General features: G+C 56.1%; 20 protein-coding genes. 10 read left to right on the top strand and 10 right to left on the bottom strand.

Annotated features, from left to right (window positions below):
- Positions 1-14: 14 nt before the first annotated feature.
- The 9 genes from ridA to argF (WFN87_RS11725) all read right to left on the bottom strand — a co-directional run bounded on the left by ridA (position 15) and on the right by argF (WFN87_RS11725) (position 9,326).
- Positions 15-401 (bottom strand): 2-iminobutanoate/2-iminopropanoate deaminase, encoded by a 387-nt coding sequence (ridA, locus tag WFN87_RS11765; protein ID WP_008454721.1) that lies wholly within the window; start codon positions 399-401, stop codon positions 15-17.
- 71 nt (positions 402-472) lie between these two features.
- Entirely contained in the window at positions 473-934 is a 462-nt protein-coding gene (gene pyrI, locus WFN87_RS11760) for an aspartate carbamoyltransferase regulatory subunit (RefSeq protein WP_008454720.1), read from the bottom strand.
- Between the two features lie 16 nt (positions 935-950).
- Positions 951-1,883, bottom strand: a complete 933-nt coding sequence (gene pyrB, locus WFN87_RS11755) for an aspartate carbamoyltransferase (RefSeq protein ID WP_166995050.1) — start codon at positions 1,881-1,883, stop codon at positions 951-953.
- Positions 1,884-2,151: 268 nt separating this feature from the next.
- Positions 2,152-2,631 carry an arginine repressor gene (locus WFN87_RS11750; RefSeq protein ID WP_008454718.1) on the bottom strand — a complete coding sequence of 160 codons (480 nt, stop codon included), beginning with the start codon at positions 2,629-2,631 and terminating at the stop codon, positions 2,152-2,154.
- A 158-nt stretch (positions 2,632-2,789) separates the two neighbouring features.
- Positions 2,790-4,259 carry an arginine-ornithine antiporter gene (gene arcD, locus WFN87_RS11745; RefSeq protein ID WP_008454716.1) on the bottom strand — a complete coding sequence of 490 codons (1,470 nt, stop codon included), beginning with the start codon at positions 4,257-4,259 and terminating at the stop codon, positions 2,790-2,792.
- Between the two features lie 73 nt (positions 4,260-4,332).
- On the bottom strand, positions 4,333-5,337 hold the full coding sequence (gene argF / locus WFN87_RS11740) for an ornithine carbamoyltransferase (RefSeq protein ID WP_336982917.1): 1,005 nt from the start codon (positions 5,335-5,337) through the stop codon (positions 4,333-4,335).
- Between the two features lie 186 nt (positions 5,338-5,523).
- Complete coding sequence (locus WFN87_RS11735; protein WP_336982918.1) at positions 5,524-6,438, bottom strand: carbamate kinase; 915 nt, start codon at positions 6,436-6,438, stop codon at positions 5,524-5,526.
- Positions 6,439-6,451: 13 nt separating this feature from the next.
- Entirely contained in the window at positions 6,452-7,672 is a 1,221-nt protein-coding gene (arcA, locus tag WFN87_RS11730; RefSeq protein WP_008460769.1) for an arginine deiminase, read from the bottom strand.
- A gap of 649 nt (positions 7,673-8,321) precedes the next feature.
- Positions 8,322-9,326, bottom strand: coding sequence for an ornithine carbamoyltransferase (gene argF / locus WFN87_RS11725; RefSeq protein WP_166995068.1), 1,005 nt, complete (start codon positions 9,324-9,326; stop codon positions 8,322-8,324).
- Positions 9,327-9,489: 163 nt separating this feature from the next.
- On the opposite strand from argF (WFN87_RS11725), the gene rraB reads away from it, so the two are divergent.
- From rraB to WFN87_RS11675, 10 genes are all read left to right on the top strand, one after another.
- Positions 9,490-9,912 carry a ribonuclease E inhibitor RraB gene (gene rraB / locus WFN87_RS11720; protein WP_008460771.1) on the top strand — a complete coding sequence of 141 codons (423 nt, stop codon included), beginning with the start codon at positions 9,490-9,492 and terminating at the stop codon, positions 9,910-9,912.
- A gap of 207 nt (positions 9,913-10,119) precedes the next feature.
- Entirely contained in the window at positions 10,120-10,887 is a 768-nt protein-coding gene (locus tag WFN87_RS11715; RefSeq protein WP_336982919.1) for a LysM peptidoglycan-binding domain-containing protein, read from the top strand.
- Positions 10,878-11,321, top strand: a complete 444-nt coding sequence (locus WFN87_RS11710) for a lysozyme inhibitor LprI family protein (RefSeq protein ID WP_213715477.1) — start codon at positions 10,878-10,880, stop codon at positions 11,319-11,321. Before WFN87_RS11715 ends, WFN87_RS11710 begins: the two co-directional genes overlap by 10 nt.
- A 117-nt stretch (positions 11,322-11,438) precedes the next feature.
- Positions 11,439-12,203, top strand: coding sequence for a tRNA isopentenyl-2-thiomethyl-A-37 hydroxylase MiaE (gene miaE, locus WFN87_RS11705; protein ID WP_336982920.1), 765 nt, complete (start codon positions 11,439-11,441; stop codon positions 12,201-12,203).
- 11 nt (positions 12,204-12,214) lie between these two features.
- The gene (locus WFN87_RS11700; RefSeq protein ID WP_336982921.1) at positions 12,215-13,030 is read left to right on the top strand and encodes a topoisomerase II; all 816 of its coding nucleotides are present in this window, start codon (positions 12,215-12,217) and stop codon (positions 13,028-13,030) included.
- 94 nt (positions 13,031-13,124) lie between these two features.
- Positions 13,125-13,715: a transcriptional regulator UhpA gene (gene uhpA, locus WFN87_RS11695; RefSeq protein WP_008460776.1), complete on the top strand. Its 591-nt coding sequence runs from the start codon at positions 13,125-13,127 to the stop codon at positions 13,713-13,715.
- Positions 13,715-15,217 (top strand): signal transduction histidine-protein kinase/phosphatase UhpB, encoded by a 1,503-nt coding sequence (uhpB, locus tag WFN87_RS11690; RefSeq protein ID WP_336982922.1) that lies wholly within the window; start codon positions 13,715-13,717, stop codon positions 15,215-15,217. Before uhpA ends, uhpB begins: the two co-directional genes overlap by 1 nt.
- A gap of 9 nt (positions 15,218-15,226) precedes the next feature.
- Entirely contained in the window at positions 15,227-16,555 is a 1,329-nt protein-coding gene (locus WFN87_RS11685) for an MFS transporter (RefSeq protein ID WP_039298086.1), read from the top strand.
- A gap of 138 nt (positions 16,556-16,693) precedes the next feature.
- Positions 16,694-18,085, top strand: coding sequence for a hexose-6-phosphate:phosphate antiporter (gene uhpT / locus WFN87_RS11680; RefSeq protein ID WP_039298084.1), 1,392 nt, complete (start codon positions 16,694-16,696; stop codon positions 18,083-18,085).
- A gap of 155 nt (positions 18,086-18,240) precedes the next feature.
- Positions 18,241-18,693: a DUF1198 domain-containing protein gene (locus tag WFN87_RS11675; RefSeq protein WP_008460785.1), complete on the top strand. Its 453-nt coding sequence runs from the start codon at positions 18,241-18,243 to the stop codon at positions 18,691-18,693.
- Between the two features lie 21 nt (positions 18,694-18,714).
- Here WFN87_RS11675 and WFN87_RS11670 read toward each other — a convergent pair whose 3' ends face one another.
- A complete protein-coding gene (locus WFN87_RS11670; RefSeq protein WP_442892314.1) occupies positions 18,715-19,236 on the bottom strand; it encodes a GNAT family N-acetyltransferase in 522 nt (173 codons plus the stop codon).
- Positions 19,237-19,322: the final 86 nt, after the last annotated feature.

The raw sequence follows: 19,322 nt of genomic DNA, 5'->3' as shown, positions 1-19,322 counted from the left end.
AGCGCGGCGGCGAACTAGCGACGAACGGCGATAGCTTCGATTTCGATTTTTACGTCTTTCGGCAGACGAGCCACTTCAACGCAGGAGCGAGCCGGGAAGGTCGCATTATGTTCATTGAAGAAAGCTTCGTAGGTGGCGTTCACGGTCGCGAAATCATTCAGATCTTTCACAAACACCGTGGTTTTCACGATGTCGCCCACTTTCAGGCCCGCGGACTCAACGATAGCCTTCACGTTTTCCAGGGACTGACGAGCCTGAGCGGCTACATCTTCCGGCACTTCGCCGGTTTTTGGGTTAACCGGGATCTGCCCGGAAGTGATGATCATGCTCCCGAGATCGACACCCTGAACATAAGGACCGATAGCGGCCGGTGCATTTTCCGTGCTAAGCGTACGTGACATACTTTCTCCTTAGTATTGGATATAAACTCCGCCCATTATAGGGACGGGAAATTGCTTGTCATTAGTGGTCGTTAATCTACCAGAACCACGTGGCGAGCGAACTCTTTCTCGCAATACTTGCACTTCAGGCTGATATCGTCGGCGCGCTGCTTCACGGCGAACGAAGAAGCCACCGGCTCGTTGTGGCTGATGCAGTTGGTGTTCGGGCACAGCAGCACTTTCTCGATGCGATCCGGCAGGCTTGGGGTGCTTTTGCCCACCACTTCGTATTCGTCGATGCGGTTCACCGTGGCGTGCGGAGCGTACAGCGCCAGCTGATTCACCTGCTCGTCGGTCAGGAAAGTATTTTCAATTTTGATCAGATCTTTGCGGCCCAGCTCACGGGACGGCAAATTCAGGCCGATGGTAATACGCTGGTCGGTTTCGGTCAGCTGGAACAGGGTCAGCAGCTTAAAGCCAACCTGAGCCGGAATGTGGTCGATAACGGTGCCGCGCTTGATGGCCTCAACCTGTAATTTATTATCGTGCGTCATCTTCTTGTCCTCTCACTTAAACCAGTTCGCGATTCAACACCAGCGCCAGCAGCGCCTGGCGAGCAAAAATACCGTTCCCGGCCTGCTGGAAGTACCAGGCATGCGGCGTGCTGTCTACGTCGGTGGTGATCTCATCCACGCGCGGCAGCGGGTGCAGCACCTTCATGTTGCCGCGTGCGCCGGCCAGGTCGGCGGCGCGCAGGATAAACTGCGCCTTAACGTTGGCGTACTCAGACGGATCCAGACGCTCTTTCTGCACGCGGGTCATATACAGAATGTCCAGCTCGCCCACCACTTCGTCGATAGACTCGTGGCGGCTCCAGGCAATGCCTTTTTCATCCAGCATGTCGAGAATGTACTGCGGCATCGCCAGGGCAGTTGGCGCGATGAAATAGAAGCGGTTGCCGTTGAACTTCGCCAGCGCCTGGGCCAGCGAATGCACGGTGCGGCCATATTTCAGGTCGCCGACCATGGCGATATTCAGGTTCTCCAGGCGGCCCTGAGTTTCCTGAATGGTGAATAAATCCAGCAGGGTTTGGGTCGGGTGCTGGTTCGCGCCGTCACCGGCGTTCAGCACCGGGATCTCACCGGAAAACTCGGTGGCCAGGCGAGCCGCGCCTTCCTGCGGGTGGCGCATCACAATGGCGTCCACGTAGGTACTGATGACGGAGATGGTATCCGCCAGCGTCTCACCTTTCTTGCCCAGCGAAGTGTTGCTGCTGTCGGAGAAACCCACCACGGACGCGCCCAGACGGTGAATGGAGGTTTCAAACGAGAGGCGGGTTCGGGTCGACGCTTCAAAGAAGCAACTGGCGATAACTTTGTGCTTCAGCAACTCCGGCTGTGGATTAGCTTTTAGCTTTGCCGCGGTTGCCAGCACCAGTTCAAGTTCTTCACGACTGAGATCATTGATGGAAATGATGTGTTTTTTATAGAGCGGGTTAGTCATGCTTCTCTCCTGTTCTCGGGCCGACGGGCAAAAAAAAGGCCCCTCAACGAGGGGCCTTAGCAATTTGGGAATTTAGACATTCGACGGTGCAACGGGAAGAAAAACGCCCTGCCGCGTCTGCTTTCAGACGTCGAGCTGCGACATTTTTTTGAACACAGTAAACCATGCTTCCTCCCGGCAAATTGTGGCGCATTATACGCGCGTGGGTGTTCTCTGCAAGCGCTAAAATCACACTTTTTCAGGGGCGCTGCAATCGGTTGCGGTGCATTCAGGCCTGTCCCAGCATACGCATGATGCGGCGATGCACCAGCGGCGTTTTTTGCACTTCACGCGGCGCAATCCAGACCACGCTGCTGCCGGCGACCACGCCCAAAATCTCTGCGATGGCGTGATGATCGAGAATTTTTGCTATCGCTTTGCCGTAGCCTGACACCGTATGCACCATGACAAATTCGCTGTTGTGCTCAACGCTTAACACCATTTCGGCCACCGAACGCGCCGCGTTGGGCTGGGGCAAAGTCTGCGGGCTAAGAGCATAGATTTTTTGCCCTTTGGCATTGCGCAATTTGATAACGCCCAGCAGCTTGAGCAGGCGGGAGACGGTGGACTGACTGATGGCTTCGAAGCCGTGCTGTTTCAGGTCATGGCGCAGTTGCTCCTGGGAGTGATAACTCTTGTGGCTGATGAGCTGTTGGCACAGTTCAAGCTGGCGCTGCTCTTTCTCGAACGAGAGGCGGGATGTCCTCATGATCTCTATACACTCCTGTGATGGCCGGTGCGTTTTCATTGCACGGTGGATGAACGTAATTTATTGATAGAAATGATTTTTATTAATTTTATCTTTTTAAAATGTTGCCAATGGATGGAGATGAAGCGTTTAACGCCACAATCGTGGCGTTAATGGCGTCAGGCTATCTGTAAATTTCCACTTATGACCAGTTTTAATGTCCATGCGGCCAGAGCCAGAATGGCCACGGCGATCGCCAGTTCATAGCTTTTCAGCAGCGGCTGACCCTGGGTTTTTTTCTGCCACAGGAACACCAGAATGCCCGGCGTGAATAACAGCGAGCTCAGCAACATCGAATCGCCTGCGGCGTAGCAAAGCCAGAAGCCGTAAGCCGTGGCAATCAGGCCAAGCACGATGCCGCCGGTTCGTGATTCCCCCTGTCCATAGCGCTCCCCGGTCCAGGCCAGCTTCAGTCCGTAGGCTGCGCTGAACAGGTACGGAGGTAAAATGGCCGCCGTGGCAATGGAGAATAGCGCCTGGTAGCCGGCGGCGTAGAACAGGGTAAGGATCAGGAAGAGCTGAATTAAGCCATTGGTGATCCACAGTGAAAACGAAGGTGAATGACGGGCGTTCTCTTTGGCGAAAATTTTAGGGAAAATGCCGTCAATTGCCGCGACACGCGGTAATTCTGCGGCAAACAGCGTCCAGGCCAGCAGCGCGCCGGCTACGGACAGAATCACGCCTCCGGCAACGAACTTCGCTCCCCATGCCCCGACCACGCTTTCCAGCACGCCGGCCATCGACGGATTCTTCAGCCCGGCCAGGCTCGCCTGATCGAGGATCCCCATCGACAGCACGCTGACCAGCACGTAAATCGCCAGCGCGCCCAGCAGACCAATGACCGTTGCCTTACCGATATCCTCACGTTTTGCGGCCCGGGCAGAAACAACGGTTGCCCCTTCAATGCCGATAAACACCCAGGTAGTTACCAGCATGGTGTTTTTAACCTGGTCGAAAATTTCCGGGCGAGATCCTTCGACCAGCATCATGCGGCCCCAGAAATCCGCCGTGAACACGCCAATCCGAAAGGCAATCAGCACCGCGACAATAAAGACCAGCAGAATGATGACCTTGACCACGGTGAGGATGGTGTTGATGTAGGCGGCTTCTCGCACCCCGCGAAGTACCAGGGCATGAACTAACCAAAGCACGATGGAGGCGCCGATAATCGACGGCAGGTTATTCCCGTCGCCAAACACCGGAATGAAAAAGCTCATGGCGCTGAACAGCAGCACCGCGTAAGAGACGTTCCCGAGCCAGGCGGAGAACCAGTAGCCCCAGGCGGACTGGAAGCCAATAAAGTCGCCAAACCCGGCTCGGGCATAGCTGTAAACGCCGCCGTCAAGATCCGGGCAGCGAGCGCTGAGATTCTGATAAATAAACGCCAGGCAAAGCATGCCGACGCCGGTAATGGCCCAGCCGATCAGCAATGCGCCGGGGGACGCTACCGAAGCAAAGTTTTGCGGCAGGCTGAAAACGCCCCCGCCAATCATGGAGCCTATAACCAGCGCCACCAGCGCGCTGAGTCCGAGTTTTCTTTCACTGCTTGTGGAGGTGTCTGCGGCACCTTCATGGGTAACATCGGCCATTTCCTTTTCTCCCGCTGCGCGAAGCAGCACAAGGGCAATACGGGCAGCGAGGGGTTCCCACTGCCCGACAGCGTTACGCGCCGAGCGTGGCGACCATCACGGCTTTAATGGTATGCATGCGGTTTTCGGCTTCGTCGAAGACAATGGAGTGTGCTGACTCAAAGACTTCCTCGGTCACTTCCAGCCCCTTCAGGCCGTAGGTTTCTTCGATCTCTTTGCCGACTTTGGTGTGTTCGTTATGGAAGGCAGGCAGGCAATGCATGAACTTGACGTTCGGGTTGCCGGTCGCGTTGAGGACGTTCTGGTTAATCTGGTAGGGCGTCATGATACTTACGCGTTCAGCCCAGGCTTCTTTAGGCTCGCCCATCGAAACCCAAACGTCCGTGTAGAGGAAATCCACGCCCGCAACGCCTTCTTCCACGCTGTCCGTCAGCATGATGCGGCCGCCGGTTTCTTTGGCGATGGCGCGGCATTGCTCGACCAGCGCCGCTTCAGGCCAGAAGGCTTTCGGCGCGACAAGACGAATATCCATGCCCATTTTGGCTGCGCCCACCATCAGGGAATTGCCCATGTTGTTACGGGCATCGCCGAGATAAGCGAAGGAGAGATCCTGCAGTTTTTTACCCGGAGCGTGCTCCAGCATGGTCATCAGGTCGGCGAGGATCTGGGTCGGGTGAAATTCATTGGTTAGCCCGTTCCACACCGGCACGCCAGCGTATTCCCCCAGCTCTTCGACAATGTCCTGGCCATAGCCGCGGTATTCAATCCCGTCGTACATCCGCCCCAGCACGCGAGCGGTATCTTTCATGGATTCTTTATGGCCGATTTGCGAGCCGCTTGGCCCCAGATAGGTCACCAGCGCGCCCTGATCAAACGCGCCAACCTCAAAGGCGCAGCGGGTACGGGTGGAGGTTTTCTCGAAAATCAGCGCGATGTTTTTACCGCATAGCGTTTTTTTCTCTGTTCCGGCCTGTTTGGCGGCCTTCAGTTCACGCGCCAGGTCGATGAGGTACTGAATTTCTGCCGGTTTGAAGTCGAGGAGTTTCAGGAAATTACGGTTTTTTAGGTTGATAGTCATTTTCGTTATCCTTTGAATGAGAAGTTTTTTTACCCTCACCCCGGCCCTCTCCCTGGAAGGGAGAGGGGGGAAATGCTGGTGATTCTGTTTCGTTTCCTGTCCCCTCTCCCCGAGGGGAGGAGGAAGTGCAGGCGGCTCGGTTTTATCCCCTCTCCCCCTGGGGAGAGGGTTAGGGTGAGGGGGCTTTCACGGCTCCCGAATTAACGTGCCTTTCTCCCCGGCCAGAATTGCCGAGCCATCCTCCAGCGCACCTATCCCGGCGATACCGTGGCAACTGGCGACAAAGTGACTGCAGGCGGACACTTTTGGCCCCATCGAGCCTGCATCGAAGCTCATGCTTTCAAGCTCGGCTGGCGTCACGCTGGTGAGCGGGCGCTGCGCTGGCGTGCCCCAGTTGAGATAAACGGCGTCTGCGTCAGTGAGGATCAGCAGGGCGTCGGCCTCTATCTGGCGAGCCAGCAATGCGGCGGAAAGATCCTTATCAATGACGGCTTCAATCCCGTGGTAGCCATCGGCTTTCTCCACCACCGGCACGCCGCCGCCGCCGTTACAAATAACCAGGTGGTCACGCTGGATTAGCGCCGTAATGGCATCGCTCTCGACGATGCGTTTAGGCAGCGGGGACGGCACCACGCGGCGGAAATACTGGCCATCGGCTTTTACCGACCAGCCTTTGTCACGTACCAGCGCATCCGCCTGCTCCTTGCTGTACACCGGGCCGATGTACTTGGTCGGATTGCTAAAGGCCGGATCCTGCGGATCCACTTCAACCTGAGTCAGCAGCACGCTGACTTCGCGGTCAGGCAGATGATTTTTCAGCGCCTGCTGCAGCATGTAGCCGATCATTCCCTGGCTCTCAGCGCCGAGAACGTCCAGCGGATAAGGACTTACGTTTTGGTAGGCGCTGTTTTGCAGGGCCAGCAGGCCGACCTGCGGACCGTTGCCGTGCACCAGCACCACGCGCCAGGCGTGGGTGAGCTGGGCGATAGTTTTTGCCGCCAGCTCAATATTTTTACGCTGCAGGTCGGCTTCCAGCGGTTCACCACGCTTCAGCAGGGCATTCCCGCCGAGCGCGACTACGAGAGTGGGTTTCTGTTGCATATGCTTTCCTCCCTTAAATCCCGTCGCGTTCCAGCGGGCAACTCATGCAACGCGCGCCGCCACGTCCGCGGCCCAGTTCATCGCCTGGAATAGGCAGGACGGTGATCCCGGCTTTGTCGTATTTCTCGTTGGTCCAGATATTGCGTTCGTAGCCGATGACCACGCCGGGGCGAACGGTTAGCACGTTGTTGGCGTCGTTCCACTGTTCGCGCTCGGCTTCAAAAGCATCGCCGCCGGTGGTGATGAGCTTGACCTGATCGATACCCAGCGCTTTTTCGATGGCGTTCACCAGGCTGGTTTCCTGTTGGCGTTTGATGCCGCCGTGGCCGTCAGGGGTTAACGTCCAGCACTGCACGTCTTTGCGGACGACTTCCGGGTAAACGGAGAAGGTGTCGAGATCGAGATGAGTCATGACGGTATCGAGGTGCATACAGGAGCGGTGCTTCGGTAGCTCGACGGCAATCACGCGTGTTGCCTGTTGATGCCTGAATAATGATTCAGCGAGGAACTCAATGCCCTGAGGGGTGGTTCGTTCGGACATGCCAATTAATACCGCACCCCGGCCAATCACTAATACGTCACCGCCTTCCAGCGTGGCATGATCGTAATTAATATTTTCGTCGCCGTAATACTTAATGAATTTCCCGTCGGTGAATGCCGGATGCCAGCGATAAATGGCCCTTAAGTTATTTGTTTCGCGCTGGCGAGCGGCTTTTGCCATTGGGTTAATAGAGACGCCGTTATAAATCCAGCAGGAAGTATCTCGGGTGAATAAATGGTTGGGGAGCGGCTTCATAATAAAGTCTGTTGTGGCATGAATATCCACGACCATATTTTTAATGTGTGTCGGAATTTCCCCATAGGTCAGCCCGCCAGAAAGGCGACGGGCGAGTTCGCGATGTGGCATATCAGCCAGCCAGCCGCGAACATCCGAGGCGAATGCCGGCCCGAGCCGATAGTCTGAAATCTGGGTGTTCAGCAGCCAGGCCTTGGCATCGCTGACGTCCAGCGTTTGCGTCAGCAGGTCGGTTAGCAGCAGAACTTCCACGCCCTGACCGCGCAGCGTATTGGCAAAAACGTCGTGCTCTTCACCGGCGCGCTCAACGGAAAGCACATCGTCAAATAACAATTCCTGACAGTTTGAAGGGGTAAGTCTTTTCAGGCTGAGGTTTGGGCGATGCAGCATCACGCTGCGTAGTTGACCTATTTCGGAGCCGACATAATGTTTGTCCATGACTATTCCTTTGCATTAATTCGGAGATAGACGTGCCATTGGCGCAATAAATATTGCGTCGCGATTTTATTAACCTGTAAAGTTTTCTTCGAGGCGTATATTAATTTCTTCACAACCATTTAATGTGAGATTTATCACGCGCTCAAGGTGGTTTTTATTTGTTTTGTTATTAATTGATGGCTGTCAGAGAACGGTGATTTAACTGAGGTTGATGAATGCATAATTATACGATAAATCGTTTTTAATTATTTTGGTGTGTTAAAAATATGTAAGTTTATTCCTAAGGGTGAATGTCGCAATGTATTGATTATCATTGATTTTTATTTTCTGTTTGCATGATTATTCATTATGGAATCTGTTTAATGCCGTGAAGAGAAGTTCACGGAAAAATAGTTATTTTTATTTTGCTATTAATGCAGTGCATGCAAACTGTGAGCGCAGCGGATTTATTCTTTTTATCTTAATGAAAACAGACTGTTGTGTGGGGCATAAAAAGAGAGGGAGATGAGGTTATGTCCTTTTAGTGCATAAAAAATGCTGGGCGTGCATCAGACGCGCAACATTTTTAGTAATAACCAGGCGGGAGAAAAGAAAACCCCTCGGGCGGAAAGCCGCCGAGGGGCCAGGAGAAGCCCTGGGAGCGAAGAAACTAGTTTGCCAGCGTGGCGACCATCACGGCCTTGATGGTGTGCATCCGGTTCTCAGCCTGGTCGAACACCACGCTGTGGGAGGATTCAAAAACTTCATCGGTGACTTCCATGCCGCCGTGCAGATCGAACTCCAGCGCCATTTGTTTACCCAGCGTGGTTTGATCGTCGTGAAACGCCGGCAGGCAGTGCAGGAATTTGACCTGCGGGTTGCCGGTTAACGCCAGCATGGCGCTGTTGACCTGATAAGGGCGCAGCAGGGTGATTCGCTCGGCCCACTTCTCTTTGGCTTCGCCCATCGACACCCAGACGTCGGTATAGATGAAATCCGCCCCTTTAACGCCCGCGGCAACGTCTTCGGTTAACGTGATTTTTCCGCCAGTCTTTTCGGCCATGGCTTTGCATTCGGCGACCAGCTTTTCATCCGGCCAGCAGGCTTTAGGCGCCACCAGGCGCAAATCTAGCCCGGTCAGCGCGGCAGCTTCCAGCATGGAGTTCCCCATGTTGTTGCGCGCGTCCCCGGCGTACACCAGCGTCATCTCATTCAGGTTTTTGCCCGGCAGGTGTTCCTGCATGGTGAGCAAATCCGCCAGCAGCTGGGTCGGGTGATATTCGTTGGTCAGGCCGTTCCACACCGGCACGCCCGCATAGCTGGCAAGGGTTTCGACGATATCCTGGCCGTAGCCGCGGTACTGGATGCCGTCATAAATGCGCCCCAGCACGCGAGCGGTATCTTTAATTGATTCTTTATGCCCGATCTGACTGCCGCTTGGGCCGAGATAAGTGACGCGGGCGCCCTGGTCGTAAGCGGCAACTTCGAAAGAGCAACGAGTACGAGTCGAATCTTTTTCGAAGATGAGCGCAATGTTTTTACCAGTAAGGTGCTGAATCTCTGTTCCTTTTTTCTTGTCACTTTTCAGCTTGGCGGACAGGGTCAGCAATTCGTTCAGTTGAGCAGGGGTAAAATCGAGCAGCTTAAGAAAGTTTTTCTGATAGAAGTGACTCATTTTTTCCTCGCAGGGCGCAAGCCTTAATTGAATTAAAATTCAATTTATATGTATGAATATTCAATTGCAACCCCGTGTGTTAAAACTTTGCGGTGAAAGGTGGAGGCAAACCCCGGCGTGTGTGAAAATGAGAGTATCTGCCGACACATTTGAGGAAAGGGCCATGGCAAATCCAGAACAGCTGGAAGAACAGCGCGAAGAAACACGTTTAATCATTGAAGAACTGCTGGACGACGGGAGCGACCCGGACGCGCTGTACACCATCGAACACCACCTTTCTGCGGATGATTTCGAAACGCTGGAGAAAGCGGCCGTTGAAGCGTTCAAGCTCGGTTATGAAGTGACTGACCCGGAAGAGCTGGAAGTGGAAGAGGGTGATACCGTCATCTGCTGCGATATCCTGAGCGAATGCGCGCTGAACGCTGAGCTGATCGGTGCCCAGGTTGAGCAACTGCTGAACCTGGCCGAGAAATTCGGTGTGGAATACGACGGCTGGGGCACCTACTTCGAAGACCCGAACGGCGAAGAGGGTGAAGAAGACGGCGACGAATATCAGGACGAAGACGACGACGGCGTTCGTCACTAAAAGTAAGCGGCGCAGCGGCGTTCAGCCGCTGCGCCTGGCATGTGTCATTCTTACCCGATCGGGCAAAATTCTCTTTTTTCCTTTCTTCTTAAATAAATGATTTTCAGGCCACCTATTCTGCCTTAGCATCGTCATCTTGTATTAAAAATGCGCAAATGAGACTAAAGTCTCGCCATTTCAATTATCAGTCAGCACAGGATGTGTAATATGACAGCTTCCAGTCTTACTCCCTCCTCGCCCCCGGCACAAAAAACGCCCAGAACAGGTTTTGAAAAGTGGCAGGACGGTATTAATAAGGCCCCCGGCGATACGCGGTGGAATGCCTGGGATTGTGACATCCAGCGGGTAGTCGATGGATACAATCGCCATCTCTCCTCTACGCCAGGCTACAGGACTTTGGACTGGCATCTGATTAAAGCGATGGTCTGGGTCGAAACGGGAGCCCTGAGCTCTGACTGGCATTTCCGACCGATGCAAATCGGTGTTAAGGGCGATCCTGGGATGACATCTTTCCTGTCCGGTAAGGAAGGCGGTGAGCTCATCCTGCCTGACGCGTGGAAAAAACAGTTAACCGTCGCCACGATCAGAACCACGCCGTTAAATAACCTGCGTGCGGGCATCGGCTATCTGCTGATGCGTATGGCGCAATTCGAGCACCGAACGATACTCACTGTTGACAGCAAAATTTATGACGTCACCGTGAAACCCGGTGACAGCCTGGCAAAAATAGCGAAAGCGCAGGGAAGCACTCTGGAACTGCTGCAAAAGCTTAATCCACAGGTCAAGATTCTCCGTGCAGGTCAGACGCTCAAGTGCCAGAAGGCAAACGCTCGCAGAGTGATTTCCGGATGGCGGAGCATTTCTACCACGACGATCGCTCTTCGCTATAACGGCGGCGGCGATCCTAACTATTCCAGAAAACTCGATTACGCATTATCACTGATTAAAAAAGGGAAGAGCGCTTTATGCAAATGACACTGAAAGCTTGCCTGGTTATCGCCGCTTGTCTGCCGATGCTGGCGCTGGCTGACGATCCTCAGCCAGTTAAGGATGCCACGGCCCTGCGAGAAGCGTGTAGTGAATATGCTGAGGCGGGGATGCGTGACTGTCTGATTAAGCAGTCGAAAGAGAGTGAGCAAGTTTTGGAAAAAGCCAGCAAATCCGCCGCCACCAGAATCGCCGAATGGGATGAAGACCAGCGCTATATCGAGAAAGCTAGCGCAGCGCTCGAGACATCAAATCAACGGTTCATTCATTACCGCAACGGTCAATGCCAGCTTGCGGCTTCGCTCAGCGGAGGTGCGGCAGGCAATGCGCGTGAAATCAGGCGGCTGTCTTGCATGGCTGAACTCAACTATGGTCGCGCTGAGCAGCTAACCCACGCGGTTTCAGGGCTAGCCGTGAAATAGTGCAGCACGCTCTTTGTTGCCGGGCTTACTGACAAAAGTGTGGGCAGTGATTATGCTGTCCTTTACGAAAAGTAAGCGGTGCAGCGGCGTTCAGCCGCTGCGCATCAGGATATCCTCATGGACTACCAGCAACTCCTCTCCCCGATTACCCAATTCCTGCAGTGCCCGACGCCCGAGGCGTGGATTCAAAGGGCACGTCGCCCGGAAAATCTGCCGCTGCTGCTAACCGACCACATGGTGTGCGAGCTGAAAGCCGCGCAAACCGCGATGCTGCTCATCCGCAAATACGTTGCCGATAAAGAGAGTTCCCAGGCGCTGTTGGCCTGGCTGCAGCCTTATGAAGCCTTTACCTTCCGCGACGGCGAGGAACCCGATTTTCTCTCGCTCCACAAAGGGCTGAGCAAAAGCATCATGCCGAAAACGGCGAACGGCTGGGGGCAGCAGCTTATCGACAGCATGGTGCTGCTGATCAAAGAAGAGCTGCACCATTTTTGGCAGGTGCGGGAAATTATGATTGCCCGTAACATCCCGTACGCCAAAATCACCGCCAGCCGCTACGCTAAAGGTTTACTGAGTGAAACTCGCACTCATGAACCGCTGATGCTGGTCGATAAACTTATCTGCGGCGCCTACATTGAAGCGCGATCCTGTGAACGATTTGCCGCGCTGGCGCCGCACCTGGATGATGAATTACAGCGTTTTTACCTGTCGCTGCTGCGTTCTGAGGCGCGTCATTATCAGGATTATTTAACCCTGGCGGAGCAGATTGCCGGGGGCGATATCAGTGAGCGCGTGCGTTTCTTTGGCAAGGTTGAGGCAGAGCTTATCCAAAGCCATGACGACGAGTTTCGTTTCCATAGCGGCGTGCCCGCCGCAGAGTAGAAGGATGTACCATGAACTGGACCCACGTCATTATTGCAGGCTATGTCGGGGCTGCAATCGCCGCGGTGGTAGCGGTTTTCCGCAAGAAGGGCTGGGTCGGTAAAGCGGGCGCGGTGGCTATTGCACTGGTTGCTATCATGGCGTGGAACATCTTTGACGTAAAATACCTTATCCCTCGCGATCGGGCCGGGCAGGAACTGGCCGGGCTGGATGACGCGATGGCCCGGATGCCGGTTTACCAGGTGCTGAAAGAGCAGGAACCCGCGCTGTGGATGTCCATTCGCCAGCAGGCGGTAGAGATGCACCAGCAGGGGAAAACCGAGCAGGAAGTGATCGACACCATCCAGCCGCAGATCCTCGCCGTGGAGACCAAGCGCCTGCAAAGCGCGACGGACGACAACGTCGTGGCGTTTATGCAGGTGAACATGCAGCAAACGGCGATGGTGCAAAAATCCAGTGACGACGCCTGTTTCCGCTTCCTGTTCCCGGACGTGAAGGGCGGCATCAACTCCACGAAAATACTGCCTAAGGATGTGACGATGCGCCGCATGCAGGTAGATGCGGCGATGATGCGCTCCGCCTACGGCGCGGACAAACATAGCGTAACTGACGCCGAGCGCGATCAGGCCCGAAAAGACATTCAGCCCATCGTGCAGCAGTTGACTAAGCGCTACGGGAACGACCTCCAGCTTATGTCGGACCCGCATAAAGCGGTGGGCAAAGAGGGACTGGTCTGTAACCAGGTTCAGGAGCTGTGGCGCAACGTTCTGCAGCTGCCTCCAGCCCGCGCGGCCGGGATCATTCGCCTGTCGGTTGCGCAGGAATAACCCGTAGCGATAGCGATCGAAATCGCTTAAGGCTTGAACAGCTACGTGCTTATCGCTAAGGTAAGCGCGTTTTTTTACCTTCCTGGAAAGCATCATGACCGCTATCGCCCTTATCGACGACCACCTTATCGTCCGCTCCGGCTTTGCCCAACTTCTTGGGCTGGAGGCGGATTTTCAGGTCGTGGCCGAGTTCGGCTCCGGACGCGAGGCGCTGGCCGGGCTGCCGGGGCAGGGCGTGCAGGTGTGTATCTGCGATATTTCAATGCCGGACATTTCCGGGCTGGAGCTGTTAAGCCAGTTACCAAAAGGAATGGCGATCGTCATGCTGTCGGTGCACGACAGCCCCGCGCTGGTGGAGCAGGCGCTAAACGCTGGCGCGCGCGGCTTTTTATCCAAACGCTGCAGCCCCGACGAACTGATTGCCGCCGTGCGCACGGTGGCGACGGGCGGGTGCTACCTGACGCCGGACATTGCCATGAAGCTGGCCGCCGGGCGGCAGGATCCGTTGACGAAGCGCGAGCGGCAGGTGGCTGAAAAGCTGGCGCAGGGCATGGCGGTGAAAGAGATTGCCACCGAGCTGGGACTTTCGCCAAAAACGGTGCACGTGCACCGCGCCAACCTGATGGAAAAGCTCGACGTCAGCAACGATGTGGCGCTGGCGCGACGCCTGTTTGACGGTTGGTAATGCGACCTTTCTTCTCGCGGCTGATTGCCGTTATCGCCAGTTTCTTTATCTTTTCCGCCGGCTGGTTTTGCCTGTGGAGCATCAGCCTGCATCTGGTGGAGCGGCCTGAGCTGGCGGTGCTGTTATTTCCCTTTGGATTGCGTTTAGGGCTGATGCTGCAGTGCCCGCGCGGCTACTGGCCGGTTCTGCTGGGCGCGGAGTGGCTGATGCTTTTCTGGCTCGCGCAGGAAGTGGCGCTGGCGCATCTGCCGCTGTTAATGCTGGGCGGAGTGCTCACCGTCCTGCCGGTGGCGCTCATTTCTCGTTATCGTCATCAGCGTGACTGGCGGACTCTGCTGCGCCAGGGCGGGGCGCTTATCGCGGCCGCTTTGCTGCAGTCGCTACCGTGGCTGAACCAGGGCAGCGATGCCCTGAATGCGCTGCTGCTGACCCTGACCGGTGGGTTAACGCTGGCGCCGACCTGCCTGGTACTCTGGCACTATCTGACCAGCACCGTCTGGCAACCTCTTGGCCCGGCGCTGGTTTCCCAGCCGGTTAACTGGCGCGGGCGGCATCTGATTTGGTATTTACTGCTGTTTGCCGTCAGCCTCTGGCTGCAGTTGGGGTTACCCGCCGAACTCTCCCGTTTTACGCCGTTCTGCCTGGCGCTGCCGATTATCGCCCTGGCCTGGCACTACGGCTGGCAGGGAGCACTGATCGCCACCCTGATGAACGCCATCGCGCTGATTGCCAGCCAGACCTGGCACGATCATCCGGTGGATCTTCTGCTTTCATTGCTGGCTCAAAGCCTGACCGGGTTATTGCTGGGCGCAGGGATCCAGCGCCTGCGTGAACTGAACCAGTCTTTGCAAACCGAGCTGGCGCGAAATCGCCGCCTGGCCGAACGCCTGCTGGAAACCGAAGAAAGCGTGCGGCGGGAAGTGGCGCGGGAGCTGCATGACGACATTGGGCAAACCATCACGGCGATCCGTACCCAGGCCGGGATCGTGCAGCGGCTGGCGCCAGAAAGTGAGGGCGTTAAGCGCAGCGGCGCGCATATTGAACAGCTTTCGCTGGGGGTTTATGACTCCGTTCGTCGTCTGCTGGGGCGCTTACGCCCGCGCCAGCTGGATGATTTATCGCTCGAGCAGGCGATTCGTTCCCTGATGCGCGAAATGGAGCTGGAAAGTCGCGGCATCGTCGGCCATATCAACTGGCGAATCGATGAGCCTCTGCTTAGCGAGGGGCAGCGCGTGACCCTGTTCCGCGTTTGTCAGGAAGGGCTCAATAACATCGTGAAGCACGCTAGCGCCAGCGCGGTAACGCTCCAGGGCTGGCAGCAGGACGAGCGGCTGATGCTGGTGATCGAAGACGACGGCAGCGGTTTGCCGCCGGGGTCCGGGCAGCAGGGCTTTGGGCTTACCGGCATGCGTGAGCGCGTGACGGCGCTGGGCGGGACGTTCGCTATTTCCTGCACTCACGGCACGCGCGTCAGCGTTAGCCTGCCATTACGTTATGCCTGAGGGGCGAGCATGTTCAGTTTTTTAAAAGTCCCGGCAAGCGCCGCGCCGCTTAGCGACAAAAGTGAGATTGATGCCCGCTACCGCTACTGGCGTCGTCATATCCTGATCACTATCTGGCTCGGCTACGCGCTGTTTTACTTTACCCGCAAAAGCTTTAACGCCGCCGCGCCAGAAATCCTCGCCACCGGCGTGATGGAGCGCACCGATATCGGCCTGCTGGCGACGCTGTTTTACATCACCTACGGCCTGTCGAAGTTCTTCTCCGGGATTGTCAGTGACTTTTCCAATGCCCGTTACTTTATGGGCATTGGGCTGATAGCTACCGGCATTGTGAATATTCTGTTTGGCTTCTCGACCTCGCTTTGGGCGTTTGCGCTGCTGTGGGCGCTGAACGCCTTTTTCCAGGGCTGGGGATCGCCGGTTTGCGCCCGGCTGTTGACGGCGTGGTATTCCCGCAGCGAGCGCGGCGGCTGGTGGGCCGTCTGGAACACGGCGCACAACGTGGGCGGGGCGTTAATCCCGATCATCATGGGTGCTGCGGCGCTGCAGTACGGCTGGCGTGTCGGGATGATGATCGCCGGTGGCCTGGCGATTATCGCCGGGTTATTCCTCTGCTGGCGGCTACGCGACAGGCCGCAAACCGTGGGCTTGCCTGCGGTGGGTGACTGGCAGCATGACGCCCTGGAAATCGCCCAGCAGCAGGAAGGCGCGGGGCTGACGCGCAAAGAAATCCTCTACAAGTATGTGCTGGTTAACCCTTACATCTGGCTGCTCTCGCTGTGCTACGTGCTGGTGTATGTGGTGCGGGCGGCGATCAACGACTGGGGTAATCTTTACATGTCCGAAACGCTGGGGGTCGGGCTGGTTACCGCGAACTCGGCGGTGACCATGTTTGAGCTGGGCGGGTTTATCGGTGCCCTGGTGGCGGGCTGGGGCTCGGACAAGCTGTTCAACGGCAACCGTGGCCCGATGAACCTGATCTTCGCGGCAGGCATTCTGCTTTCCGTGGGCTCGCTATGGCTGATGCCCTTTGCCAGCTACGTGATGCAGGCGGCCTGTTTCTTTACCACCGGCTTCTTCGTGTTTGGGCCGCAGATGCTGATCGGCATGGCGGCGGCAGAATGTTCGCACAAAGAGGCGGCGGGCGCGGCGACGGGGTTTGTCGGGCTGTTTGCCTATCTTGGCGCCTCGCTTTCCGGCTGGCCGCTGGCGCGGGTGATCGACATCTGGCACTGGAGCGGCTTCTTTGCCGTGATCGCGATTGCCGCCGGGATATCGGCTTTGCTACTGCTGCCGTTCTTGAATGCCCAGGCCCCGCGCGAGGCTAACGAAGCGTGATACTCCTCACCCTTTTGCGCCATAAAGGGCAAAACTAAGAAATTTTCCCGGTTCGGCCTGGACGCTGTCTCAGGCCAGTTTGCTCGCTGATTTTTACAATGCCTGCCATTAAGCAGGTATTCAAATCAGGAGTCATCCATGCTGGCCTTTCTAAACCAGGTGCGTAAGCCCACCCTGGATCTGCCGCTCGAAGTGCGGCGAAAAATGTGGTTCAAACCGTTCATGCAGTCGTATCTGGTAGTGTTTATTGGCTACCTGACGATGTACCTGATCCGCAAAAACTTTAACATCGCCCAGAACGACATGATCTCCACCTACGGGCTGAGCATGACACAGCTGGGGATGATCGGCCTCGGTTTCTCCATTACCTACGGCGTGGGCAAGACCCTGGTTTCTTATTACGCAGACGGGAAGAACACCAAGCAGTTCCTGCCGTTTATGCTGATCCTTTCCGCCATCTGTATGCTCGGCTTCAGCGCCAGCATGGGCGCAGGCTCGGTTAGCCTGTTCCTGATGATTGCTTTCTACGCTCTGAGCGGTTTCTTCCAGAGCACCGGCGGGTCGTGCAGCTACTCGACCATCACCAAGTGGACGCCACGCCGCAAGCGCGGCAGCTACCTGGGCATGTGGAACATCTCCCACAACCTCGGCGGCGCTGGCGCGGCCGGTGTGGCCCTGTTTGGCGCTAACTACCTGTTTAACGGCCACGTTATCGGGATGTTTATCTTCCCGTCCGTTATTGCCCTGATTGTCGGTTTTATTGCCCTGCGCTACGGCAGCGATTCCCCTGAGTCCTACGGCCTCGGCACCGCCGAAGAGCTGTTTGGCGAAGAGGTCAGCGAAGAAGACAAAGAAGCCGAAGACAATTCGATGACCAAATGGCAGATCTTTGTTGAATACGTGCTGAAAAACAAAGTGATCTGGCTGCTGTGCTTCTCCAACATCTTCCTGTACGTGGTGCGTATCGGTATCGACCAGTGGTCCACCGTGTATGCTTTCCAGGAGCTGAAACTCTCCAAAGAAGTGGCGATTCAGGGCTTCACCCTGTTTGAAGTGGGCGCGCTGGTTGGCACGCTGCTGTGGGGCTGGCTGTCTGACCTTGCGAATGGCCGTCGTGCGCTGGTGGCCTGCGTAGCGCTGGCATTGATCATCGCCACGCTGGGCGTGTACCAGCATGCCAGTAATCAGTACGTTTACCTGGCTTCGCTGTTTGCCCTTGGTTTCCTGGTCTTTGGCCCGCAGCTGCTGATCGGCGTGGCGGCAGTCGGCTTCGTGCCTAAGAAAGCTATCGGCGCGGCCGACGGCATCAAAGGCACCTTCGCTTACCTGATCGGCGACAGCTTCGCCAAGCTGGGCCTGGGGATGATTGCCGACGGGACGCCAATCTTCGGTCTCACCGGTTGGGCCGGCACGTTCGCTGCCCTGGATGCCGCCGCAATCGGCTGTATCGTGCTGATGGCCATCGTCGCCGTGTTTGAAGAGCGCAAAATTCGCCGCGAGAAAAAAATTCAGCAATTGAACATCGCTTAAGCGCATTCTGAACTGTTCCAGCCCGGCATAACGCCGGGCTTTTTTATGCCCGCGAATAACGCCAGCGCGAGGCATTACTGGGTAAAGTGATTGCGCTATACTGCCCGGCATTCATTGATAGCAAATTGTCGTTAAGCTGCCGGGTATTTAACTTCATGATTTGGATTATGTTAGCCACGCTTTGCGTGGTGTTTATTGTCGGCTTTCGGGTGCTCACGTCGGATTCACGGCGGGCTATTCGCCGACTGAGTGAGCGGCTGGGGATCGACGTGGTGCCGGTTGAATCGATGATCGATCAAATGGGGAAAGCACAGGGCGACGCGTTTTTACAGTATTTGCACCGCCCGGATGAGTCCCATCTGCAAAATGCGGCGCAGGTTTTGCTGATTTGGCAGATGGTGATTGTCGACGGCAGCGATCAAAATCTCCAGCAGTGGTATCGAAGGCTGCAAAAAGCCCGGCTTGCCACACCGATTACTGACGCTCAGGTTCGCCTGGCACAGGGGTTCTTACGAGAGATGGAGCCGGAGAAGCCGGAGATCACGGCTTTTCAGATGCGCTATAACGGCTACTTCCAGCCTGAAGATGGCGTGCACTGGCTGCACTAGTGCACGCCGTTTCACAGAGAATTACAGCGTTTTGAGCATGGTGACTTCGCAATCCACATGGCCGGTGCAGCCTAGTGGGGCAGGAATATGCTCAAAGCCTAAATGTTCGTATAGCCCAACGGCTTCTTTCAGAAACGCGGTAGTTTCCAGGTAACAGCGCTTGAAGCCCTGATCCCGGGCGTGATCCAGCGCCTGCAGCGCCAGTTTCTTGGCTAATCCCTGGCCGCGAACCACCGGCAGGAAATACATCTTCTGCAGCTCACAAATGTCCGGCTCGCTACACGATAGCGGCGCCACGCCGCCGCCCCCCACCACTTCGCCGTTGATTTCTACCACCCAGTACGCATGGCCTGGCTGGCTGTAGAGCTGATAAAGCTCGTCAAGATTAGGGTCGGCAACGGTGTAGCCTTTATCGGCGGTCAGGCCGTATTCGGCGGACACCTGGCGAATAACCCGGGCGATAGCCGAATTGTCTTCGGCAGTAATCCGGCGCAGCTGGAGCTTCACATCGACCGGGGCTGTGGTGTTCATCATGTGACTCATAGGCTTAGGGAAGGATAAAAGCAGTTAATAGCACTTCATTACGGAGGGCGCAAGCTGCATAAAAAACGCCCCACACCGAGGTGCGG

Source organism: Cedecea sp. AS113 (assembly GCF_037152415.1).
Taxonomy (GTDB): Bacteria; Pseudomonadota; Gammaproteobacteria; order Enterobacterales; family Enterobacteriaceae; genus Cedecea.
The sequence above is the reverse complement of the archived record's forward strand: the minus strand, read 5'-3'. Positions and strand labels throughout refer to the sequence as shown.